This window comes from Moritella sp. PE36, assembly GCF_000170855.1.
Lineage (GTDB): Bacteria > Pseudomonadota > Gammaproteobacteria > Enterobacterales > Moritellaceae > Moritella.
Map to the genome: position 1 here is coordinate 147129 of NZ_ABCQ01000001.1, position 24649 is coordinate 171777.

General features: G+C 41.4%; 24 protein-coding genes. 13 read left to right on the plus strand and 11 right to left on the minus strand.

Features of this window, described 5'->3' with window-relative positions; all coding sequences use genetic code 11:
- The first annotated feature begins 164 nt into the window (after positions 1 to 164).
- Positions 165 to 1268 (plus strand): Fic family protein, encoded by a 1104-nt coding sequence (locus tag PE36_RS00615; RefSeq protein WP_006029996.1) that lies wholly within the window; start codon positions 165 to 167, stop codon positions 1266 to 1268.
- 147 nt (positions 1269 to 1415) lie between these two features.
- Here PE36_RS00615 and ptsG read toward each other — a convergent pair whose 3' ends face one another.
- The 3 genes from ptsG to PE36_RS00630 form a co-directional block, all read right to left on the minus strand.
- Positions 1416 to 2876, minus strand: coding sequence for a PTS glucose transporter subunit IIBC (gene ptsG, locus PE36_RS00620; RefSeq protein ID WP_006029997.1), 1461 nt, complete (start codon positions 2874 to 2876; stop codon positions 1416 to 1418).
- A gap of 441 nt (positions 2877 to 3317) precedes the next feature.
- Positions 3318 to 4073, minus strand: a complete 756-nt coding sequence (gene truC / locus PE36_RS00625; protein ID WP_006029998.1) for a tRNA pseudouridine(65) synthase TruC — start codon at positions 4071 to 4073, stop codon at positions 3318 to 3320.
- A 41-nt stretch (positions 4074 to 4114) separates the two neighbouring features.
- Complete coding sequence (locus PE36_RS00630) at positions 4115 to 4444, minus strand: YqcC family protein (RefSeq protein ID WP_006029999.1); 330 nt, start codon at positions 4442 to 4444, stop codon at positions 4115 to 4117.
- Between the two features lie 191 nt (positions 4445 to 4635).
- Here PE36_RS00630 and PE36_RS00635 point away from each other — a divergent pair, with 191 nt between their 5' ends.
- From PE36_RS00635 to PE36_RS00655, 5 genes are all read left to right on the plus strand, one after another.
- Positions 4636 to 5697: a DUF3549 family protein gene (locus PE36_RS00635; RefSeq protein ID WP_006030000.1), complete on the plus strand. Its 1062-nt coding sequence runs from the start codon at positions 4636 to 4638 to the stop codon at positions 5695 to 5697.
- Between the two features lie 31 nt (positions 5698 to 5728).
- The gene (locus tag PE36_RS00640) at positions 5729 to 6025 is read left to right on the plus strand and encodes a DUF3301 domain-containing protein (RefSeq protein WP_006030001.1); all 297 of its coding nucleotides are present in this window, start codon (positions 5729 to 5731) and stop codon (positions 6023 to 6025) included.
- Positions 6026 to 6086: 61 nt separating this feature from the next.
- On the plus strand, positions 6087 to 6317 hold the full coding sequence (locus PE36_RS00645; RefSeq protein ID WP_006030002.1) for a DUF2789 domain-containing protein: 231 nt from the start codon (positions 6087 to 6089) through the stop codon (positions 6315 to 6317).
- A gap of 64 nt (positions 6318 to 6381) precedes the next feature.
- Positions 6382 to 6711 carry a hypothetical protein gene (locus tag PE36_RS00650; protein WP_006030003.1) on the plus strand — a complete coding sequence of 110 codons (330 nt, stop codon included), beginning with the start codon at positions 6382 to 6384 and terminating at the stop codon, positions 6709 to 6711.
- An 18-nt stretch (positions 6712 to 6729) separates the two neighbouring features.
- Entirely contained in the window at positions 6730 to 7503 is a 774-nt protein-coding gene (locus tag PE36_RS00655) for a Zn-ribbon-containing protein (RefSeq protein ID WP_006030004.1), read from the plus strand.
- A 108-nt stretch (positions 7504 to 7611) separates the two neighbouring features.
- Here the strand turns inward: PE36_RS00655 and syd are convergent, their stop codons facing one another.
- Entirely contained in the window at positions 7612 to 8181 is a 570-nt protein-coding gene (syd, locus tag PE36_RS00660; RefSeq protein WP_006030005.1) for a SecY-interacting protein, read from the minus strand.
- Between the two features lie 111 nt (positions 8182 to 8292).
- Between syd and queF the strand changes: the two genes are divergently transcribed.
- The 7 genes from queF (at position 8293) to PE36_RS00695 (ending at position 17693) form a co-directional block, all read left to right on the plus strand.
- Positions 8293 to 9147, plus strand: a complete 855-nt coding sequence (gene queF, locus PE36_RS00665) for an NADPH-dependent 7-cyano-7-deazaguanine reductase QueF (RefSeq protein WP_006030006.1) — start codon at positions 8293 to 8295, stop codon at positions 9145 to 9147.
- Positions 9148 to 9608: 461 nt separating this feature from the next.
- Positions 9609 to 11858 (plus strand): lipopolysaccharide assembly protein LapB, encoded by a 2250-nt coding sequence (locus tag PE36_RS00670; RefSeq protein ID WP_006030007.1) that lies wholly within the window; start codon positions 9609 to 9611, stop codon positions 11856 to 11858.
- A gap of 89 nt (positions 11859 to 11947) precedes the next feature.
- Positions 11948 to 13465, plus strand: coding sequence for a diguanylate cyclase (locus tag PE36_RS00675; RefSeq protein ID WP_006030008.1), 1518 nt, complete (start codon positions 11948 to 11950; stop codon positions 13463 to 13465).
- Positions 13466 to 13562: 97 nt separating this feature from the next.
- Entirely contained in the window at positions 13563 to 14924 is a 1362-nt protein-coding gene (gene ppnN, locus PE36_RS00680; protein WP_006030009.1) for a nucleotide 5'-monophosphate nucleosidase PpnN, read from the plus strand.
- 18 nt (positions 14925 to 14942) lie between these two features.
- Positions 14943 to 15722 (plus strand): flap endonuclease Xni, encoded by a 780-nt coding sequence (gene xni, locus PE36_RS00685; protein WP_006030010.1) that lies wholly within the window; start codon positions 14943 to 14945, stop codon positions 15720 to 15722.
- A gap of 232 nt (positions 15723 to 15954) precedes the next feature.
- Entirely contained in the window at positions 15955 to 16962 is a 1008-nt protein-coding gene (locus PE36_RS00690; RefSeq protein WP_006030011.1) for an isocitrate dehydrogenase, read from the plus strand.
- A 227-nt stretch (positions 16963 to 17189) separates the two neighbouring features.
- Positions 17190 to 17693, plus strand: coding sequence for a hypothetical protein (locus PE36_RS00695; RefSeq protein ID WP_006030012.1), 504 nt, complete (start codon positions 17190 to 17192; stop codon positions 17691 to 17693).
- Between the two features lie 95 nt (positions 17694 to 17788).
- Here PE36_RS00695 and rlmM read toward each other — a convergent pair whose 3' ends face one another.
- The 7 genes from rlmM to prfA all read right to left on the minus strand — a co-directional run bounded on the left by rlmM (position 17789) and on the right by prfA (position 24520).
- Positions 17789 to 18925 (minus strand): 23S rRNA (cytidine(2498)-2'-O)-methyltransferase RlmM, encoded by a 1137-nt coding sequence (gene rlmM / locus PE36_RS00700; protein ID WP_006030013.1) that lies wholly within the window; start codon positions 18923 to 18925, stop codon positions 17789 to 17791.
- A gap of 230 nt (positions 18926 to 19155) precedes the next feature.
- Positions 19156 to 20064: a transcriptional regulator GcvA gene (locus PE36_RS00705; RefSeq protein WP_006030014.1), complete on the minus strand. Its 909-nt coding sequence runs from the start codon at positions 20062 to 20064 to the stop codon at positions 19156 to 19158.
- A gap of 328 nt (positions 20065 to 20392) precedes the next feature.
- Positions 20393 to 21247 (minus strand): 3-deoxy-8-phosphooctulonate synthase, encoded by an 855-nt coding sequence (kdsA, locus tag PE36_RS00710; protein WP_006030015.1) that lies wholly within the window; start codon positions 21245 to 21247, stop codon positions 20393 to 20395.
- Between the two features lie 39 nt (positions 21248 to 21286).
- Complete coding sequence (locus PE36_RS00715; protein ID WP_006030016.1) at positions 21287 to 22198, minus strand: SirB1 family protein; 912 nt, start codon at positions 22196 to 22198, stop codon at positions 21287 to 21289.
- Positions 22199 to 22200: 2 nt separating this feature from the next.
- A complete protein-coding gene (locus PE36_RS00720) occupies positions 22201 to 22575 on the minus strand; it encodes a SirB2 family protein (protein WP_006030017.1) in 375 nt (124 codons plus the stop codon).
- Positions 22576 to 22577: 2 nt separating this feature from the next.
- Complete coding sequence (prmC, locus tag PE36_RS00725; RefSeq protein WP_006030018.1) at positions 22578 to 23417, minus strand: peptide chain release factor N(5)-glutamine methyltransferase; 840 nt, start codon at positions 23415 to 23417, stop codon at positions 22578 to 22580.
- 14 nt (positions 23418 to 23431) lie between these two features.
- The gene (gene prfA, locus PE36_RS00730; RefSeq protein WP_006030019.1) at positions 23432 to 24520 is read right to left on the minus strand and encodes a peptide chain release factor 1; all 1089 of its coding nucleotides are present in this window, start codon (positions 24518 to 24520) and stop codon (positions 23432 to 23434) included.
- Positions 24521 to 24649 lie beyond the last annotated feature (129 nt).

The window sequence follows — 24649 nt, forward strand, 5'->3', positions numbered from 1 at the left end:
GCTAGCCCAGTAATGCTGGGCTTTTTTGTCCCTGAAAATCACGCTGATGTATTTTATGAGTCCAACAATTTCCTATTAGGCTCATAAAATGAGTTGAATAATCCCCTATTCGGCTCATAATGTGAGTCGAATAGCTTGATTAATTGACTCAGTGTGAGGTGACTATGTGGATATGGGAACAAGGTGAATGGCCTAACTTTACCTGGAGTGAAGCTGACATATCGCCAATTTTGCGCCAAGCACACTTTAACCAAGGTTTATTACTTGGCAAAGTTAAAGCTCAGAATAACAATGAACAACAAGTTGCGCTCGATACTCTGCTCGCTAATATCGTCTACTCTAGTGCGATTGAAGATGAAAAGCTTAATGCCTTTTCAATACGTTCATCGCTAGCGAATAAATTAGGCATCAGCGAAGAAAAACCGTATCCGACATCAGAAAAGACCGATGGTCTTGCCGAGATCATGCTCGACGCGATTACTAATTTAGATGACGAACTTACCCTTGAGCGCATCCTAAATTGGCACACATTATTATTTCCAGAAGGTTATACCCTATTCAATCCGGTACAAGGTGGCGTATTACGCGGTGATACTCCTATGCAAGTGGTATCAGGTCGATTAGACCGTCCTACTGTTCACTTTGAAGCACCACCAAGGCATGTTTTAGATAATGAGTTAACCGCCTTTATCACTTGGTTTAATCAATCAAAAACAAACAACATATTAGACCCTTTGATACGCGCAGCCATCACCCACTTATGGTTTGTGACATTGCATCCTCTCGATGACGGTAATGGTCGTATCACACGTCTACTGACAGACCTTGCCTTAGCGCAAGCGGAAAACCAATCAATTCGTTTTTATGCTATGTCAGTGAGTATCTTGGCCAGACGTAAAGGTTATTACGAGATATTAGAACAAACTCAGAAAGGTGAAACAGATATTACCGCTTGGTTAACCTGGTTTTTTGATACGTTAAATCACACGTTATTATCCACATTGCAGGATATTGAACAAACGGTATTGAAAACCAATTACTGGCTTCGCATTGATCAGACTCAACTAACAGCAGAACAAGTAAAAGTAATCAATCGCTTATTAGATGGTGACTTTGACCAAGGTATTAACTCGAGTCAATATCAAAAAGTCGCCAAGGTAAGTAAAGCTACAGCCACTCGACATTTAAATACTTTAATCGAACTTGGCTGCTTGAACAAAACTGGCGCAGGTGGACGTAGCACGCGTTATTTAATTAATTATATCTAATTAATCTATTCGGCTCATAACATGAGTCGAATAGCATGGTTAATCGCATCATTAGCCTCCATTTGATCACAACCCGCTCGGTTTACTTTATCCCAGGCACAAAAAAGCCACTGCAACTGCAGTGGCTTAAATCAATCAGGTGAGTGATTATAGCGTATTGATATACTCTTCCATATCAGTACGTAGGTTATCAGACTTAGTACCGAAGATAGCTTGGATACCAGAGCCAACCACAACGACAGCTCGTGCACCTAACGCTTTCAGTTTATCTTGGTCAACATCATCGATAGAGTTAACGCTGATACGTAAACGAGTAATACATGCGTCTAGGTTAGTGATGTTGTCTTTACCACCGAATGCAGCCACTAATTCAGCCGCCATTGCATCCGTTGATACTGGCGCAGCAGCAACTTCTTCACTTTCATCTTCACGTCCTGGTGTTTTAAGATCTAACATCTTAATCACTACGCGGAATACAGTGTAGTAAATAACAGCATAAACAAGACCAACAACCGGTAACCACCAGCCATTCGTTGACTGACTGAACAATACAGTGAAATCAATAAAACCGTGTGAGAATGTAGTACCGTGTTTAATGCCCAGTAAGATCATTACAACAAACGCAGAACCCGCTAGTAAAGCATGGATCACATACAGTACAGGTGCAACGAATAGGAATGCGAATTCGATTGGTTCAGTAATACCGGTTAAGAATGAAGTCAGCGCAGCAGATGCCATGATGCCCATTACTTTAGCGCGATTTTCAGGCTTAGCTGAGTGCGCAATAGCGATTGCAGCAGCAGGTAGACCGAACATCTTAAACATATAACCACCAGCCATGTTGCCGGCAGTTGGGTCGCCTGCTACATAACGTGAGATCTCACCCGTAAACCACTCGCCATTGGCGGCAGTACAAAGTGTTTCAGTCGCAGCTGCGATAGCAGAACCATCAACCGATTTACAATATGCGCCCGCTTCGAAGAAGAAAGGTACATTCCAGATATGGTGTAAACCAAATGGAATTAAGGCACGTTCAACAACGCCATAGATACCAAATGCCATTGCTGGATTTTGGTAAGCAGCCCAATCAGAGAATGTAGAGATTGCGCCGCCGATTGGAGGCCAAACAACAGAAAGAACCAGACCAAGTGCAATAGCAGCAAAACCGGTAATGATTGGCACCGCACGTTTACCGGCGAAGAAACCTAGATATTCAGGTAATTGAATACGGTAGAAGCGATTAAACACCCAACCAGCCAAAGCACCAACTAGAATACCACCCAGAACACCAGTATCGATGTTATCAACACCCATCACGCCAGCCATAACACCTAGCGTTGCTGTCATGATGCCATAACCAACAATCGCAGCCAGACCCGCTACACCGTCATTTTTAGTAAAACCAAGTGCGACACCAATGGCAAATAGCAATGCCATTTGACCGAACACAGAGCCACCAGCTTGTTCCATGATGCTAGATAAGACATCAGGCATCCAACTAAATTTAGCGGCACCAACACCTAATAAAATACCTGCAACCGGTAACACCGATACGGGTAACATTAATGACTTACCTACTTTCTGTAGATTTGCAAATGCGTTACTCATCTCTCACTCCTAATAGTGGACAAACTAAATAGTACTGCAACAGCAACCTGATACAGTTGAAATTTGTTAAGGATGCATGGTTAGCTTCCTTTGTTGGATTAACTATAGCCTGCTCAAAACAATACTCATAACAATTAGCGGATCGGCTGTTTAGATTTGAATAGCCACTCACAATGGTACAAAACGGTACAATTGGAGCAACTTTTTAATGCCGGAGTCAGTACATAAACAACCAAGGTGATTGCATAGCTGGTTTTTGTTTTAGGAAATGCGCTACAAAGCGGATATTTAGCCCAGAACACAGTAAAACGATAGGGATTGGCGTATTAGTGCAGGTTTTATGAAATAAAATGCAACCAGTAATCATATCAGCTTTACAGATAAACTTACGTAACAAAGTGTAACCTAAGTTTATCTGTACGTTATCAGCCTAAAAACGCGCTATTTTACGGGTGTCTTCGGATGATAGTCACTTTCTTGTGCTGGCCAGCCAAATTGCTCGAATAACCCTAATACTTCGTCACCAACAGCGGCTTCGATATGCACTGGTTGCGCTGTTACCGGATGGATAAAAGATAATGATTTTGCAATAAGTAACAGACGTGGCAATTCAAAATGCTCACGATAAAACACATTATGACGACCATCACCATGGGTAGTATCGCCCACGATAGGGTGGAATAAATGCTTCATGTGACGACGCAATTGATGCTTACGACCTGTTTGTGGCTCAAGCTCCATTAAACAATAACGACTCGTCGGGTGATTTTTACTTATCGGATACGGGATTTCAACCTGATGTAAGGGTTTATAATGCGTTACCGCTTCTTGCGCTTCTTTATCTTGCGTTGCTTGTTTATCGGCAATCTTATCCAGCTCTACTTTTAGGGCGTAATCTAACGTCCCCGCCTCATTGATCCAACCACGCACCACAGCAAGGTAACGTTTGGTTAACGCATGCGCCTGAAATATCTCGCTCATCTGTCTTGCTACTTCGCTTGATAATGCAAATAACAACACGCCTGATGTGGGTCTATCTAAACGATGCACAGTATAAACATGCTGACCAATCTGATCTCGCACCATCTGCATGGCAAACTGCGTTTCATGACTGTCTAACCAACTGCGATGCACCAACAAACCAGCCGGTTTATCAATCGCCACCAAGTATTCATCTTGATATAAAATATCTAACATTGTGTTTTATTACCTAATTCGCTTTATTTAACTATTTTTATTTAGTTTTTTTTATTTAACAGCTGATCAAACGATAAGATCAGGGCCAATAACTCACGCGTATCCGCAGTTACTGCTTTAAAGGCTTCTTCCGCCATTGGCTGTATCGCCATATTCTCAGGTAACGGCATTTGCATAACCACCCGCTGTGTCATCTTCGCTAAAAAGATAAACTGTAACCAATTTGTAAAAGGCATAGTATCAATACAAAATGGCGTGGTACTCGCAAGCGCTTCTACACTTGGCGGGATCTCATTCCACAACGCGGCATTTTTTAATTCCACTTCAATCGCCGCTAATAGCTGTTGAGCCTGCAGATAGATCGTCATCATAGTGTCTCGATTTAGGGTTCGCGACACCAAATCCGTACCGCGACCAAACAAATTTAGCCGCATTATACGTCAGCAACGGTCAGATACAAAAGCGCATCGTAATCTCAATTCGCATCTTGATAGGGTTTGGGTATAATACGCAGATACTTAGGCTCCATTCGACACCACTTTTAACTTGGACACATTAGATCATGGCAACTATGCATACCCTCAACACGCTATCGGAATTTCTGTTACAAGCAAAGACACAATTTCGCGTGTATGACATGGGTCGTAAGATCAGCAAAATTTCAACCGACGACTTTATGCAGTTTGAATCCGCTCAACTACCTTACCCGGCACCGTTGCAACGCCATGCTCAATTTGCGATCACCTTCTGGAATAAAAATGAGAATAACCAACACTATCTTTGGTTTCTTAAGTTCCCATTAGATGAGCAAGGCCTACTGATCCAAGGGACGCGTCATGTCTTCCTTAACATGGTAGTTGAATCGCTTGGTCTAATGTTAGAAAAGACCCCAAGTGAAGAACAGCAAGAACAACTCGCAACAAACCCGTATGTATTTAAACCAAGCACAGATAAAGTGGCGATGTTAAATGCCGTTATCAACCGTGATTTCATTCGCCCAGAAAGTAAATACTATCCAACGGCGCATAACTACTTTGCCAATAAGCTTGGCTTTGAGCAGTGGCAAGAAGTGGGTGTACAAGGTATTTGCGATATCGCTGCGCGCTTAGATCGTGATAATAATGCGCAGCACGTCGCCGCGGCATTACCAAAATTACCAACAGAGCCATTATATTCACTTTGCCTGGCACTTGAGCACGAAGCCCTGCCAACCGCCATAAGTGAAGCAATAGCAACATTAATTAGTCAAGAAGCCGCATTAGCGACACCAAATGATGTACGCCTATCTATGCTAATCCGTGCATTATCAAGCGCACCTGCACAGGGACTACGCACAGACCTTTACCCTGCGTTGTTTAAACATAACGATATTAGCCAAACGATTGTCGCATTAGCTGGTCGCTGCTGGCATGACTTTGATGACGAAGCACGACTATTGGCATTCTTTGAAGCGGCGGTACAACAACAGCAAGGTCAAGAACTGTTTATTTATCTGTTCTCCGACTTAGTGGCAATACCAAGTCTACGTCATAAAGTGTTAGCCATGTTGCGTAATCCAAACCGCACCAATACCCTTGGCAGCGCAATTGGCCTGCTGTTTCGTCAACAACGCATTAAAGCATAATAATAAACCGCTATCACGGAGTGATTAAAATATGGGAAGTTTGTTAGCCATCGTCGTTGGATTTATCGGGGTTGTGATCTTTTCACACCTGCGTAAACAAGCAGAATTAGCCAATGCGCTAATCAAGCAATATTGCCAACAGCAACAACTACAATGGTTATCAACGGCCCAAGCGGGTATCGCTTGGCATCCGCACAAAGGCAGTTTATTTCGTTATAAATTTAACTTCGAGTTTAGTAGCAATGGTGAAAATGCCTATCAAGCTTGCCTTGTGATGGCCGGACCAACTGTCTTAGAGTTTATCGTCCCGCCTTATGCAATAGATTAACCGTGATAAACTAACGTTGTTGCTCATCTCTGGCTATACTGAAAAAAAACACTGGAGCCAGATGATGCTGTTAGCCACGCAAACCTTAGAACTGTTATTTGCGCAACTTGGGTTAGATAATGATGAATTAAGCATGAAACGCTTTATTAGTCAGCATAAACTCGACGCAGGCGTATTACTATTTGAAGCCCCTTTTTGGAACAACTCGCAAGCGATGTTCCTCAAAGAATCGATTTACGAAGATGCCGACTGGGCAGAAGTCATTGACCACCTTGATGCCATGCTGCGTTAATAATCCGCCAAGCCATCACGTCAATAACCTAAATACACAACCGAGAGACTAAGGAAGGAATACCATGAGCCTACAACATATTGTTGATGCCGCAAACCGAGTGGCTCAAGAAGGGAAGCAACCCTCTGTTGCACTGATAAAATCGCGACTCACACAGCCAGCCAACTTACGCGATATTATTGAAACACTGAAAACATGGAAATTTGATCCGATGGCCAGCATTCCGACCGCCAATACCCCGGTAGCAACCACCACAGAAACGACAGATCCAATGTCCGCGCTGATTGCCAAAGAAATAGCCGCGGTGCGAGAAGAGTTCGCCCCACTACGCCAAGAAGTCATTGAACTAAGAGCTGAAATAGCGGCGTTAAAAAAAGCATTATTAACACAATAACTGGACAGAGAGAATACCTTGTTTACTGCAGAACTGACTTTTGAATGTTACCAAGACAGCACCATTGAAGCTGTTGATGGCGCCATAACCCAACTTATTGATGCCTTACGTTACAACGGCCAAATATTGGGTCGTGAATTCCCAACCAGTATCGATGACGGCGTCTTTATTACCCGTGTTGTTTGTCCTGAAGAAGAAAGTCTACATCCAAGGCATCATTCAAGTCTTGTAGAAAAACGCTTACAGGCCTTGAGTGAGGCCGGTTTACTCGCGCCTAAAATCCGCCTGACAGGCATGGATTTACATTCAGATAATACCGACCCTTGTCAGCAGCCAGAATGGCAAGTGCTGTACACCCATTACCTAAGCACTTGTTCACCTTTGCGTTGCGGTGAACATCTTGCGCCGATCCCACTTTACAAATTACCAACACCGGAAACAGACGATCATCAAGCGCTGTTACGCTGGCAAGTGGATTGGAGCTCGACTGATGAATTACAAATGCACGGTACGACGCTACAACAAGCATGTAGCGACGTATTGACGGATATAAACAGTCCGTTAAATAATACCGGTTGGCAATTGGCGAAAGATATTGAACAACAAACCAATACACCCACGTATTATTATCTTTATCATTTAGCGGATGGCATAGAGAACGATAATGAAGTACAAGCGCAGCAACGCCCTTGCCCAAGTTGTAATGGCGAATGGAAACTAACAACACCATTACACGGTATCTTTGATTTTAAATGCGACCCTTGCCGCCTATTATCCAACTTACCTTGGTAATATGCCACATGTAATAACAATGATACGTGAGCAATAACAGCAGCAATAGACTGACAAAAAATAGCGCGAATTAATACCTGCGCTATTTCACTGTCAGTAAACCGCTATTTACGGCTCGAGTAACACAGGTGTCAATTGACTAATAAAGCTAGCCAAATCTGGGGCTAATACCGCGGTAATACCTTTACCTAAGGTTTCACGCACCACTTCGCCACTGACATTGTCTAGTGCAATAATCTGCATCTCATCGACGCAGCTAGCAATGAACAGTGTTGGCGGCTGCTTTAATGTTTTTTTCATCATCAAATGCGCAATCATATTTTCTTGTAAGCGGTCAAAATCATCTGCACTCCACACCTGTACCAATTCAATGATCTCATCATTAAAACTAGCTGGCATGTGATCACTAAAATAAGCACCAAAGAAATCAGCGATCTGCGGGTCTAGCTCAATATTTAGCGCTGACTCAATATTACTAAATGACGTTATCTCATCACGTTTCACTGGCAACCAAGCTTTGTGATCAGCACGTAACTGTGCACTATTCGACGCTTCAATAAAGCACGGTGAATCCCACTCTGGATCAAACTCTTGTTGTGGTAAGTAGTCTTGTGCTTGCCAGAGTTGTTCACAGCGTGCATAAAAAGCAATAAGCGCATCGGTTACAGCTACAGTCATTATATTCCCCATAAAAATGATTAAATCCGCTATAGCATATCACTCCGCAGTAAAATTTATTACAATCTCGCTATTGATAAGTGAATTATCTGCAACCGACGAGAATTAACCATGACACCAGCAAACCGTTACCAAGATTCAACGGCACTAGATAAGTTAAATTTAGGGCAAAAAACGGAGTATATCTCTCAATATCAACCAAGCTTGTTACAACCAGTACCAAGACAATTGAATCGTGATGATCTGGCACTATCCGATCAACTGCCGTTCACCGGGTGTGATCTATGGAATTTATATGAGCTGTCTTGGTTAAATAGCAAAGGTAAGCCTATTGTTGCTGTTGCTGAAGTGAAAGTTTGTGCCACCTCAGTAAACTTGATCGAATCAAAATCATTTAAACTGTACTTAAATAGCTTCAACCAAACGCGTTTTAGTTCCACAGATGAAGTCACTGACACCCTACAACGCGACCTAGCAGCATGCGCGCAAGGTCCCGTTGAAGTGCTGGTGTTTGATGACTTAGATAAGGCGCCAAGCCAAATTACCAAGATCACAGGTAGCTGTATTGATCACCTTGATATCGATGTCGAGGATTATGAGTTTAATGCCGAGTTATTAAACTCTGCAGCAGACAACAATGATAACGTTGATGAAGTGCTTTACAGCCATTTATTAAAATCGAATTGTCTCGTGACTAATCAACCCGATTGGGGCAGTGTTTATATTGCCTATCAAGGTAATAAAATCGACCCAGAAGCATTATTACGTTATTTAATCTCATTCCGTCAGCATAATGAATTTCACGAACAGTGCGTAGAACGTATTTTCACCGATATCATGCACTTCTGTAAACCAGAGCAATTAACTGTATATGCACGCTACACCCGCAGAGGTGGCTTGGATATCAATCCATTTAGAACCAATTGTGATGCTAAAATAGATAATATTCGCTTAATCCGTCAGTAACATGACATGACTGGGTGTTTTTTTAAATACCCAGTCATTAACAAAAGCAGCAAAATAGTTTAGTATTTAACAGTTGCAATCAATTGGGTTTATAAATCCCCTTATTGATCATATATACCCAAGCTACTTCAAGATGCACAATCAGCAAACCGAATGAAGAGTATATTCAAGGCGTGAAGTCGAGGATTTAGTTATTCTAAATCAAGACTTCATAACGCCGAAGATGCCTTCGGTCGGCTTGCCCTACGGGAGATGAGCAGAAATAACAGCACAGCGTTACAATATTTAAAAATGGAATAACCATTCTCTACATATTGCGCCTTGTGCTGATATCCCTGCTCGTCTCTGATATAGCATCTTGAAGTAACTTGGGTATAGCAACTTCGACCTCACTCAGACCGAGGCCTCAATTAGCAAAGGAAAGCTAATATTTAATAAGGACATGTAATCATAAGAATGTGATGGCTGCCTTTCTAGTCGATATTAAACACATGATCTTACGTTTTTTTTATGCTCTTGCATTTATTCTATTTAGCACCACAGCAGCCGCAAGCTTATTTAACCAGCTGATATTGCCTAATGAGCTAAAACGCAGTCAAGTAGTACAATACAGCCAACCTTATCAATGCATTCAAATTATTGATGAGTACCTGCAAATACAAAAAAAAGACGTGATCAGCGCAGTTTCACGTGTGAGTCAAATCAGAGAAAAATCGGTCACCCCTTCTGACCTCGTACTGATTAAACAACAAAAAGCCTTATGTTATTTCTATGCCAACAATATCGATCAAGCCGTCGTTATCCTTGATAAAATGCTCGTCAACAAAACACATAATGTACCCTTACATTTAAGACAGCAAAGTTTATTAATAAAAAGCCATATTCTAGCGCAATCAACGACCTTGGCTAATTTTCAGCTTGCCCAAGAAACCATTGAGCAAGTACTCAGCAGTATTGCTGACAATACTTATAATCCGACAGCAAATGGTTATTTTGCCCTCAAGATTATTGCTGGTGAAATCGCACTAAACCTCAACAATTACGAAGAATCAATGGCGCTATTTCGTGAAGCTCAAACGTTCGCAGCCAAAACACCATTAACAAATAATGCGGCTTGGGCTGCTTATGCTATTGGTTATAATTACCAGCAACAAAATAAATTAACTTTAGCAATAAATTTTTACAATAAAGCCCTACAAAAATTGCTTGATAATAACGATATACTCAATGGCCTGCTCACTAAAAAAATGAGTCAGGCGTATATTGCTCAAGATAATTTTAAATTGGCAATCAACTTTGCCAATCAATCCGCGCAATATTATCAAAACCTAGGTAACAAACTGCAATTGTCTGATTCTTTATTAGCCCTTGCCAGTATGCACCGCAAAATTAAAGAATATAACTTATCGTTAGTTTATTATTTTAACGCCTTAGATTTACTGAAAATTTTTGATGACAAGAACAGATTAAACGCCGTTTATTTTGAAGTTGGCAAGACCTACCTGCAAATGGGTAACTTTAGCTTGGCCGAGCAGTATTTATCAAATGCTGAGCAACTGTTTTACACTAATGGTCAAAGGACGTTATTACTTGAATCGCTCGTACATCTGGCTAATTTAGCGATCCAGCAGCAACATTACGACACGGCATTAACACGTTTAAATAAAGCGTTAGTGATAGCCCGGAAACTTAACAATAGTAAACAATTCGAAACCGTCTATCTTTATCTCGCCACCGCCTATGAAGAAACGGACCAATACGCCAAAGCACTTGATAGCTATAAACAGTTCGTGCGTTACAATAAACTGTCTAACTTTGACGCAAAAAAGGCATTGCCCGTCTCTAATCAACACAAAGAAAATAATGAAATAAAATCGCAAAAAATAGACCAGCTGCAAAAACAAGTCACCAAACTTAAACAAGCAAAGCATAATTTGATGATTAACGTGTTTTTACTTGCTGCAATTATGCTGATTATTCTTTATTTTTACTACGTCAATAATCAAAAAATGAAATCACAACGACGAGATGTCGAACAGCTCGAGAATAACTACAACATTCATCCAAATACTGGCCTGAATAATATCAACAGTCTGAAACAATATATCCCGACACCACTACAAGAAGCACGATTTTACTCTGATTGGGAATATACCGATAAGCAAAATAGCGTCCATAGCTGTGCCATTATCAGCCTTGATTTTTTGCAGCCTTTACGTCAGAAACATAGCCTTTCACTCGTCAATAAAATTGAAACCGAATTAGGTGCCTATTTATTACAACAACTTCATGATTCAGAACGTTTATTTCAGTTAAATGATACGCAGTTATTATTGGTTAGAAAAGTAAACAAAAATTACGACCCTGCGATCATTGCTAACTATATTTTAGACTGGTTCGAGCAGTTTGATTGCCAGCTTAATTTTAACAAAGATATTTCGATAGGGATGGTTTCCCACCCTTTCTTATTCAAATACCCTACCGCAATAGACAGCAAAAAATTGTTAAATATTGCAACCTTAGCCTTATCAGGTGCAACGCAATTAAGTCGTAAAAATAAACAAAATAGTTGGGTGCAATTAAGCGCACTAACCTATACACAGCCAGCATTTTTCCATGGTGATATTTGGAATAGATCAAAGCAGGCAATCGAAAAAGGCTTAGTAAAAGTAATATCATCAACTGACAAAAATGATATTAATTGGCTGTAAGCTTACATTTTAGGGCCAAACTATTTTATAGATGTATATATAATGGTAAGCTAATCTTCATCTTGATTTAACCAATGTGAAGAGTTTTCATGCAGATATCACAAGATACGCATTCAGCAACACGACAAAGTGATGCCAACGGCTACACAAAAATTAACACCGCAATGTTATTAGCATTTATTAATCGTTTGCTTGGTGCAACACGAGGCATCGATAACGAGCTAAACATTGAAGTGAGCAAACTGAAAGCAACTCTTGAACGCAGCGCTTCTGACGATGAGCTAATCACCCAAATCAAGCAGGTTGAACGTCAGGTAATGCTACAACCTAACGTATTATCTGATACCTTAAAAATTGCTGATAGTGCCGTATCTCAAGCAGCTACATCATTAATTAATTTATTACAACACGATCCTAAGCTCACTGCAGAACTGCAATTAGTGTTAGCTGAGCCAAAAGCAACGGCCGTGGCCGTATTGCAAACTAAGGTTCAATCACTTTTCTGCATTTATCATAGTGCGATCAAAAATTTAAAAGAGACCAACAACGATAATAATATTGCAGCAACAGTCCATAAAAAGATATGTGATGATTTACAACGTTTAATCAATGAACTTGATTTCGCCGGTGGCTTTGGTTCAAATCTAAAGAAAATTCGTCAGCGTTTATTAGAAGGGATTGACGGTCATGAACTGGTTAATATCTGTTTGCAGATCATCAACAACATCATTGAGGGTGCACGTGAAGAGCGCATGGCGTCTAAAACCTTCTTGAATAGTATTGTTGAAGAACTCAATAACATTGCTTATAAGTTTGATAACTCATTAATTGATAGCAACAATATCAATAAAAAACAGATCAGTTTATTGGCAAACCTGAAAGAACGCATTGATATTTTAGAACTGGATATCAGCACCAGTGACAACTTAGCAGAAACTAAATTACATGTGCAACAGGGGTTAGAGATAATTTCCAGCAGTATCCAACAACAACAACAATTGCTACAAGAAAAGCTCCTGCTAGAACAACAAATTCAAGCTGTTCAAGCCCAGCTTGAACAGCTTAAAAAAGAAACCTTACTGCATACTCAGCGACTCGAAGCACAACAGCATAAACTCTACCTAGATTCGTTAACGCAAGTCTATAATCGTACCGCATTAGATGAACGCTTTAAGCTTGAATTCAAACGTTGGCAGCGTTATAAAACCAATACCACCATCGCGATGGTCGATATTGATCACTTTAAAAATATCAATGATAGCTTCGGTCATATCGCCGGTGATAAAGCACTTAAGATAGTGGCTCGCGCATTACAAAAATCAATTAAAAGCTCAGATTTTATCGCCCGATTTGGTGGCGAAGAATTCGTGTTATTACTGGCCGACGTAGCGCCAAGTGAAATACAGGTTATGTTAGATAAACTACGTAATACTATCAAAAACATACCGTTTAGATTCAAAGGTAAACAGATCTCAATTACCATCTCAATTGGGGTCACGCAATTCTCACTCGATGATAACGAAATTGTTGACCCTTTCGAGCGTGCAGATAAAGCGTTATATGAAGCAAAAAGCTCGGGGCGAGATAAAGTTATCATTAGGATCTAAACTTAATGAGACCTGCGGTGATAAGGTTAGCCATAATCATTCTCTCACTATCGATTATACCAGCTTATCACCAACGTCTCTGACAGGAGTTTAGCTTATGATCACACACATCAAACCTGTGGGTAGTATGGACCTACTATCACAGCTTGAAGTCGACCGATTACAACAAAAAGCCACCAGCGATTTATACTTACTCTTCCGTAATTGTTCGCTGGCGGTATTAAATTCCGGCTCTCGTACTGATTCAAGTAGTGAAATTTTACAAGCATTCCGAAATTTTGATATCAGTGTTGTGCAACAGGAACGTGGCGTCACACTCGAACTGCACAACGCACCAGAACAGGCCTTTGTCGATGGTGAGATCATCCGGGGTATTCAGGAACATCTATTTTCAGTGTTACGCGACATTCTTTATGTACATAGCTACATTGAGAAAGTCCCGGTACCAAAAAAAGAATTATCCTCTTTTTTAACCAACCAAGTATTTTCCATTTTACGTAACGCGCGCGTGATCAAATCAGATTCAGATCCGAATATGGTGGTTTGCTGGGGTGGTCACTCCATTCGTTCACCTGAATATGAATATGCCAAAGCTGTGGGTCATGAACTCGGTTTGCGCGAGATGAATATATGTACGGGTTGTGGACCCGGCGCTATGGAAGGACCAATGAAGGGCGCGACCGTAGGTCATGCAAAACAACGCGTGAAAGAACGTCGTTACCTTGGTTTAACAGAGCCAAGCATCATTGCAGCAGAACCACCAAACCCTATCGTCAACGAATTAGTGATCTTACCGGATATCGAGAAACGCTTAGAAGCCTTTGTTCGCCTTTCACACGGTATCATCATCTTTCCAGGTGGCGCAGGCACCGCTGAAGAATTGTTGTATTTACTTGGCATCATGATGCACCCCGAAAATAAACGCCAACCTCTGCCTATCGTGCTGACGGGTCCCAAAGAAAGTGAAGATTATTTTACCACGATTGATCAATTTATCGGTGCGACGCTTGGTTTTGAAGCACAAAAATATTATCAAATCATTATTGATGATGCGCCAAGTGCCGCGCAGATCATGAAAAAAGCCATGCAAAAAACCTACGAGTACCGCCGTGCGATTGGCGATGCCTACTCTTATAATTGGAGTCTGAAAGTTGAGTTAGATTTTCAGATGCCGTTTATCCCCGACCATCAACACATGGCAGCCTTAAATTTGAACCTTGAACAAGCACCAGAAGTGCTGGCAATGAACCTGCGTAAAGCCTTTTCAGGTATTGTCGCCGGTAATGTGAAAGACTCAGGGATCAAAGCAATTGAAAAAAAAGGACCGTTTAAGCTGCATGGTGATCCTAAATTGATGCAATTAATGGACAATTTATTAAAAAACTTCATAAAACAGAACAGAATGAAGCTTCCTGGTAGTAAATATGAGCCTTGTTATGAAATAATTAAACCTAGCTAACTTTGACGAAACACGGATATGACCCAAAATCACTTATTAATTATCGATGCGTTAAACCTGATCCGTCGAGTACATGCAGTACAACTTAATCAAAGTAATGATCCTGTTGCGCAAATTAGCGCAACCCGTGAAACAATTAAGCACGCAGTGAGAAAACTGCTATCAATCACCGCACCTACTCACGTGGTCGCCGTGTTTGATGCAGAACAAACCGGTTGGCGTCATGACATCTATCCCGAATACAAAGCCAACCGCAAACCGATGCCAGAAAGCTTACAACAAGCACTCACACTCATCCAAGACGACCTGTGGGAATTAAATGTTGACTCGTTATTAACAGAACAAGATGAAGCGGATGACTTAATCGCCACCCTCGCCATTAAAATGTCCGCACAACAACAGCAAGTGACCATTATCTCTACGGATAAAGGTTACTGCCAATTGTTAACACCTTATATTCAAATTCGTGATTATTTTAACAAACGTTGGTTAGACCAAGCGTTTATTAATGATAAGTTTGGCGTCCAACCACTGCAACTTGTCGATTATTGGGCATTGGTGGGTATCAGTGGTAGTCACTTGGCTGGTGTCGCTGGTATTGGCCCGAAAACGGCAACCCAGTTATTAACACAACATGTAAATTTAGATGCTATTTATGCCAGTGAAGAGTTAAAACCCAAACTGCGTGAAAAACTCGACACCCACAAAGAGATGGCTTACATTACTCAGCAATTAGCCCAGTTGAAAATTGATATTCCCCTCGGCTTTAATTTAAAAGACTTAAGATATCAACCTTAATCATAGATAGTAACGCTTACTGTTAGAAATCGAGGGATCACACTAAGCGTTAATAGTATAAAAAAAGTTAAAATCTGGATCTATCTCTAACAAATGCGTTATCCACCCTGTAAAACTCTTTATTTAGCCAAATTACAGCAGCCACCGGATTAACAATCGAGTAATACTTTGTTACCATACGGCAACAAAGTATTTTCATTTGAAAGTAAGCTCAATTAAATAAGGAATATGTATGACACAAACAAGAATTACAGTGATCCCGGGTGATGGTATTGGTCCGGATATTATTGAGTCTGCAATTCAAATTTTAGATAAAGCTGGCTGTAACTTCGCATATGACTTTGCTGATGCAGGTCTTGCTGCGCTACAAACTTCAGGTGAGCTACTACCAAAAGCAACATTAGATTTAATTGAAAAAAATAAAGTCGCGTTAAAAGGTCCGTTAACGACACCTGTCGGCGCTGGCTTCACTTCAATCAATGTGTCATTACGTAAGCATTTTAATTTATACGCTAACTTACGCCCAGTGATCTCTTTTAAAGGCACGCGTAGCCGCTACGAAAATATCGATATTATTACCGTGCGTGAAAATACCGAAGGTATGTACTCTGGCGCAGGTCAAATTATTGCCGATGACGGAAGCTCAGCTGAAGCAAAAAGTATCATCACACGTGCCGGTGCTGAGCGTATTTGTGTTGCCGCATACGAACTTGCTAAAGCAGAAAATAGAAAAAAAGTAACGGCGATCCATAAAGCCAATATTCTAAAAACAACATCAGGTCTATTTCTTGAAGTAGCGCGTGAAGTAGCTAAGCGTTACCCAGAGATCGAATCAGAAGAGATGATCGTTGATGCCGCTTGCATGAACTTGGTTATGTACCCTGAACGTTTCGACGTGATCGTGACCACTAACTTGTTCGGTGATATCTTATCTGACTTATGTGCGGGTCTTGTGGGTGGTCTAGGTATGGCACCAGGCGCAAATATCGGTGAAGACACCGCTATTTTCGAGGCTGTGCATGGCAGTGCACCTGACATAGCTGGTAAAAACCTAGCGAACCCAACATCTGTGATCTTAGCGTCTATTCAAATGTTAGAATACCTAGACATGAAAACTGAAGCGGAAAATATTCGTAACGCGGTACGTGATGTCATTGAATCAGGTGATAGAACGACACGTGATCTGGGCGGTACGCACGGTACTACAGACTTCACTCAAGCGATTTTAGAACGCCTATAACGGTTTTAAAACGCAAGATGAGTCTGATCTTAACTAATCTACTCATTGAATAACTCAGTTGCTTAACGTTCATATTTCGACATGTTGAGCAGCTGATATTCAGCTTTATCATCCCCCAGCCTCTTCAAGCTACACGTTCAACCGAGTCTTCATACAGCCTATTGCCTTCCTAGTAATTTATTCATATCGAGCTATAGTTAAGTTTTCATCAGCAACTTTGGTGATATATGACATCTAACTTTCTTTTTTTGATACTGTTAATCGGTTTATTAAGCAGGGTTACATTAGCCACGGAAAGTCAGTTAGGGACAGCAATAACAAGACAGCATTTCTCTGCCTATCAGCAGCAAACTCAATTGGCCGCTTTAACACAGCCCAAACCGCAGTTTGAATTCAAACAGTCGTTATTGGTTATCAAAAAAAGTAACCATAAACGCAAACGAACCGCGCAACTTCAGCTTCTCAATATGTGGATTGATCCCGATATCACCCGGCTTTTTATTCCCCGGCTTAAAAACATAGGTAGACTGAGTTTAAATTTACACTACAGCTTGAAACGCAGCCCTTATCTACGGCTCGATTATGAGCGGCTGACAATCAAAACGAAAGTGAGATCCAACGGCATGTTACAACACGAAGCTTATTATAATATGGGAATTAAAGGGGCGATTATTGGGATTAAAGTACGTGGCGAAGACCCACAGCTTTATTTTCGCTACCGGTTTAAATAACAAAGCCATTAAACATTCACGGGCGTGATATTTAATGGCTTAAAGCATGAATTATTCAGCGCTAAGGACCATCGATTAAAATGGTCCTTACTGTCTTATTTATCTTCCGGAATGAAGTTTGACCAAGCTACATGTACAGTCACTTCATCACGATCATGATAAAGGTGCTTAGCTTGGATAACAAAGCGATCATCAAGTTGCTTATCTAAGATAGCCAAACAGTCTTCCAATGTATGGTAACGACGCTTTAATGGTAGCTTAAGATTAAAGATAGCTTCTTTACACCATGCGTTTAATAACCATTTACACATCAGACGGGTAACACGCTCTGGTTTTTCAAGCATGTCACATACCAGCATATCAACAGGTGGATTTTCAGGAACCTTCACCTTATTACCGTTTAATTTACGGTTGGTCCACGCAATCGTGGTTTTAGCCGGCTCATATTTGAAACCATCTTCTTCATAGTGCTTCACTTGGCCGGTTTCCATCAGGTTATCCGCCATCGCACCGTTATCAACCGCCACAACAAACATACTACGTTGGACTAACTGATACGTCCAACCGCCAGGACAAGCGCCTAAGTCAACCGCGCGCATTGCACCGCCGATACGTCTATCCCACTGGTCCGCAGGGATGAAAGTATGGAATGCTTCTTCCAGTTTCAGCGTCGAGCGACTTGGTGCTTTCGATGGAAACTTAAGACGCATGATACCCATAGGTAACGGCGAGTTGTTAAAGCTGTATGAGTAACCAATATACACACTGGTATTGGTAATGAAAAACACGTGCAGTACTGGACGGTTTTTATTTTCTTTAGGTAATAAGTGATTACCTTTACGCAACGACTGACGTAGTGGCACAGTATACTTACGGCAGAATTTAGATAACTCTTTGCCTTCATTGGTATCTGGCATTTCCACACGGAGTTCACCCATCAATTCGATACCCTCACAGGCAGCAACAACAGGGTTAACACGGTCATAAAGTGGCATATCATCAACACGTGCATGTAGTGCGATCATTTGACGGGCAAAGATCAATGATGAAAGTGGTAATTTTTTCGCTATTGAATCTACATCTTCAGCAGAATGACATTCAAACACAACATAACCCGAATTCAGCGTTACTTTAGCAAAACCATACGCCTCCATGGCAGTCGCTCGTACTTGAATTTCAGCGGCACATTCTTTTTCATAACCAGGGCGGCAATATAATAAAATACCATTCATTTTCTAATAACCTCATTTTCGTCATCAACATGGCTGACGATATATACTCAGTATAGATACAATACCGAGACTACTAATACATAACAAATAACCAAGGTACTTGACGCTGCTTGGGTATATACGCAAACCAGTACAGAATACGGCATATCTTGCACTGGTTTGCATACAAAAGCCGCACAGTCTAAACCCTTGACGATATAACGCCAAGGATTTAGTGACTTCAGTGCAAATTAATTCTCCACAAAGTCTTGTTGTTCTTCCTCGACCAAAGACAGCATCCAATCACGGAATGCCACAATTTTACCAAGTTCATCTTGCTCTTCGCGGCAGACCACGTAATACGCGTTCTTACTCACTAATACTTCGGTAAAAGGACGCACAAGACGACCCGCATCAATCTCAGGTTGCGCTAATACACTGTGCCCTAACGCGACGCCTTGGCCATGTATTGCGGCTTGTAATACCATCGAAGTATGACTAAAAATAGGCCCTTGGTTAACATTAATATCGGTAATATTGCCTTGCTTAAACCAAGCCGTCCAATCGCGACGAGAGCTATCATGCAATAACGTATGGAGCTTAAGATCACCAGGGGTTTTTAGTGGTTTTACCCCGTTGAGTAAACGCGGTGAACATACCGGCACTAAATATTCGGTATGTAATTTCTGCGCGTTTAAATCTTTCCACTTGCCGCGGCCATAATAAATCGCCACATCGACATCATCAGTCAGTGAACCGTCATCCATATCAACCGCTTTAATACGTACATCAATATCAGGGTGCAGCTCAGAGAACAAAGATAATCGAGGCACTAACCATTGGATCGCAAAGCTCGGCTGTAAACTAACCGTCAACGAACCTTTCGCGCCTCTGGCTAATAAACGCTCAGTCGCATCCACTAATGAAGAAAAGGTATCTTTAATATCCAGGAAATAACTTTGGCCTTCTTCCGTTAAAAATAACGCCCGGTTTTGACGACGAAACAGTTTAATTCCAAGGTACTCTTCCAACGCTTTAATCTGATGGCTGACAGCGGCTTGCGTCACATAGAGCTCTTCAGAGGCGCGGGTGAAGCTAGAATGTCTGGCGGCAGCTTCGAAAACACGTAGCGAATTTAATGGCGGCAGTCTGCGTGACATAGTGGCGTCCAGTTAGATGAGAAAAACTAATGCGAAACATTATAATTTGTCAATTGTCATATGGCTAAAAAATTACTATAGTGCGCGTATGTATATAGGACATAATACTTATTTTACTTATTCTCGATGTTTTCGATAATTAGTATTATTTATATAAGTTAGTCTTTGTTATGTAATGTTGTGTTTGTTTGCTTAAACTTTTTGGTTTAGGCCTTTAAGTAGAAACTACTTATTTTTAAACCTTTGCTCATATTCTTAATACATTTGTATTGTCGGGTCAAAGGTTGTTTAGCGCTGTATCATTACAGCGCTTTTTTTATGCCTGAAATTAATCGATATCAATCGCAGTAAAACTCTTCACTACATCATCAATCGCTTTTGCTTGTGCTAAAAATGCTTCTAACTTAGCAAACGGTAATGCAGAAGGACCATCACAGCGTGCTTGTGCTGGATTTTCATGCGCTTCAATAAATAGACCTGCGATACCTGTCGCTAGCCCTGCATAACTTAATTCAGGCACTTGTTTACGACGGCCACCCGACGCAGCACTACCGGCATCACGCTGTTGCGTTGCATGAGTACTGTCTAGGATGATTGGCGTACCTTGAGTAAGCTCTTTCATTACCCCAAATGCTAATGGATCGACAATCAGGTTATCGTAACCATGGCAATGGCCACGTTCACATATAATCACTTGTTCATTACCACATTCAGCAAACTTATCAACGATGTTGCCGACTTGATGCGGTGACATAAACTGTGGTTTTTTAATATTAATCACAGCGCCAGTTGCAGCCATTGCTTGCACTAAATCAGTTTGACGCGCAAGGAAAGCCGGTAATTGGATCACATCAACAACATCAGCAACCGGCTGGCATTGTGCTTCAGTATGCACATCTGTAATAATTGGCACATTAAATTCGGCTTTCACCCGTTGAAAAATGTGTAAGCCTTTTTCCAAGCCAACACCACGGAAAGAGTGGATACTAGAACGGTTAGCTTTATCGAAAGACGCTTTAAATATAAACGGGATACCCAGTTTATCAGTCACTGTTTTATACGCTTCGACAGCACGTAACGTCGTCAGTTCGTCTTCTAATACATTGATACCACCAAATAACACAAATGGTAGATTGTTGGCACAAACAATATCGTTACCAATTTTTACTATTTTTGCATTCATAATTGTTACCTTAAAAGGTCCATTTTAAGTCAGTTAATTTTAATGAATCGTATCATCAGTCGCAGCAAGCTCATCTATTTGTGCTTTTAAAACCCGGGTGATCGGATCGTCTGGACATTGTTCAATAAAATAAGCAAAGTCTTCGCTCGCGAGTTTCTTGCAATCAAGCTGTTGCAGCAAAAAGCCGCGATCGCGAATTTCATACGGTTCATCAGGTTCAAGTTCTAAAATTAAATCAATACAACGCAGTGCATAGGAAAAATGTTCATCACGAATTAACGCTGCTTTGAGTACTTGTAATAAGCGCAGATAATGCATTTCATTATTGGCGGCTAACAAATCATCGTCAGATAACAAGGCATGGTTACCTTCGATACCGCGTAATAGAACCTGCAGTTTATGCCGACTCAGTACTTGTCCATCTGCAGGATCAACGTACATTCCGTCTTGCTCACTACCAAAACGTAATACAAATTGACCAGGGAATATGATCCCTGTTACATCCACTTCAAAATGCTCTGCAAAGTACATGAATACCGTACCGAGTGACAAAGGAACGCCGTTACGGCTGCTAATGACTTTATGGAGTAATACACTGTCTAGCTCTAACCACTTACGCCAATCGCCTGCAAAACCAAGTTGCTGATAAAACAAATACAATAACTGGTCACGCTTTTCAACGTCACAGGTAAAGCCTTGCATATCAACTTCGATAAGTGCAATTAACTCATCCAATTCAACTATCGCCTGCTCGAGCAACGGTTTCTCCGTTATCACCTCGATGGCAGATAGTGTGGCGAGCATGACGTTATCAATCATCAGTACTTCTTCTGCTAGCTCATCATCGTATTCTTCAAGCTGCTCACTATCACTATCAACAGCCTTATTATCTACTGCTACATCTTCTGCCAGTTCTGTTTCTGTCAGCGCAGCATTTGCATCTAATTCCATCTCTACCTCAGCAAATATGCTTCGCCGTAAACGGCTAACGAAAATACATAAAATAACCAGCCGATACTACCAGCAAACGCAACACAGCGGAAAAATAGATTTTTACCTTGCTGTAATGACATAAACACCATAAAGGTGATGGCCAGTGTCGACACTAATTTTTCTGTCATCACCGTATCAACAAACGGTACTTGACCTGAAACCATACACACTAACGCAATCATCATCACGGTGATCATATCGATCACCTTACGTGATTTAATAAAACCAGCGTGTTCAAGATACGGTGATTGCTTCACTGAGAAAGCAAAGTTTACAAAATACATCAACACGCTTAATAATAGCGTCGCAATGTGCAGCGGAATGACAATATTCATGATTAAGCTTCTTTTCGTTGTCCGACAGTAATACGATCGTTATTACCATAATCTTTATGCGTAACAACCTGATGATAATTTGATGCGGTAAAGAGTGCGCGCACTGCAGCACCTTGCTCAAACCCATGTTCAACTAACAACCAGCCGTCCACGGTTAAAAACTGATAACCTTGGCTAATAATATGCTTTAAGTCAGCAAGCCCATTATCAGCAGCAACTAACGCAGTTAACGGCTCAAAACGCACGTCGCCCATCGCCAAGTGTGGATCATGCGCGTCGATATAAGGTGGATTACTGACGATCACATCAAAGCGTTGACTGGCTTTTAAAGGTTCAAACCAACTACCTTGCAATACCGTCACATCAAAACCACAGCGTTTGACATTACGGCGTGCTAATGCGGCCGCGCCTTGCTGATATTCAATTGCTGTCACTGTCGCTTGTGGTGATTCAGAGGCTAAAGCCAGTGCGATAGCGCCCGTACCCGTGCCTAAATCTAATACTTGGCAAGCGTGAGTCGGCATACAAGCCAGTGCTTGTTCGACTAATATTTCAGTATCCGGTCTTGGAATGAGGGTATCAGCAGATACTTCTAATTCTAATGACCAAAATTCACGGTAACCAAGAATATGAGCGACAGGTTCACCCGCCTGACGGCGCATGATAAGAGCAGTAAAACGGCGAATAATGTCATCATCCATGACTTTGTCATCCCAAGTAAAAAGATAACTGCGATCTTTTTCTAACAGGAAACAAAGAATGACTTCAGCATCCAGTTTAGGACTTTCGCTGGCAGTGAGCTGCTTGGCAGCCCCCTGCAGTAATTGTGCAATTGTTTTCACAGTTCGCGATACACCTAGTTAGCTTCAGCAAGCGCCGCTAACAGATCAGCTTGATGTTCGTGGATGATAGGTTGGATCAATACATCTAACTCACCTTCCATCACTTCGTTTAGACGGTAAAGTGTTAGATTGATACGGTGATCACTAACGCGACCTTGTGGATAATTATAAGTCCGAATACGTTCAGAGCGATCGCCACTTGCTACTAGGCTACGACGAGTACTTTCCTCTTCAAGACGTGCTTTTTCATCTTCAGCTGCTTGAATACGTGCTTGCAGAATTGACATCGCACGTGCACGGTTTTTATGCTGTGAACGTTCGTCTTGACACTCAACGACTGTACCCGTTGGAATGTGGGTAATACGTACTGCAGAATCGGTTTTATTGACGTGCTGACCACCCGCACCCGATGCGCGGAACGTATCGACTTTAAGATCGGCAGTATTAATGACGATCGCGTCTACCTCAGGGACCTCTGGCATAACCACCACAGTACAGGCTGACGTATGGATACGACCTTGCGATTCAGTTTCTGGTACACGTTGTACACGGTGACCACCTGATTCAAACTTCATGGTGCCGAATACCGCCTCACCTTCCATCTTAACGATAACTTCTTTGTAACCGCCTTGATCACTGTTGCTTAAGTTCATGATTGTTAAACGCCAGCCTTTTTTCTCCGCATACCTGCTGTACATGCGGTACAGGTCGCCAGCAAAGATTGCGGCTTCGTCACCACCAGCACCGGCACGGATCTCTAAGAAACAGTTATTGCTGTCATTTGGATCACGAGGTAACAATAAAACTTCTAATTCATCGCTGACACGCGCCACCGTGGCTTTACTTTCTTTATATTCTTCAACAGCCATTTCCCGCATGTCAGGATCTTCATCCTTTAACATCTCTTCAGCTGATTCAAAATCTTCTTTTGCGTCTTGGTATTCTTTAAAACAAGAAACTAACTCTTCTAATTGCGAGTATTCTTTTGTTAGTGCACGGTAACGGTCTTGATCACTGATGATCTCTGGCTCACCTAATAATGCTTGAACTTCTTCGTGACGTTCAATTAAGGCTTCTAATTTTGTAATGATCGATGCTTTCATCTTTACTCTCGTATTACCGTTAAATAGATCGCTGAAGTCTGACATAGGCTGCTTCAGCAATTGAATATGGATTATTTCGTTGTTGTGATCGGCAAGGATACCTACATGTAAGGAAATAGTCGATTGCTT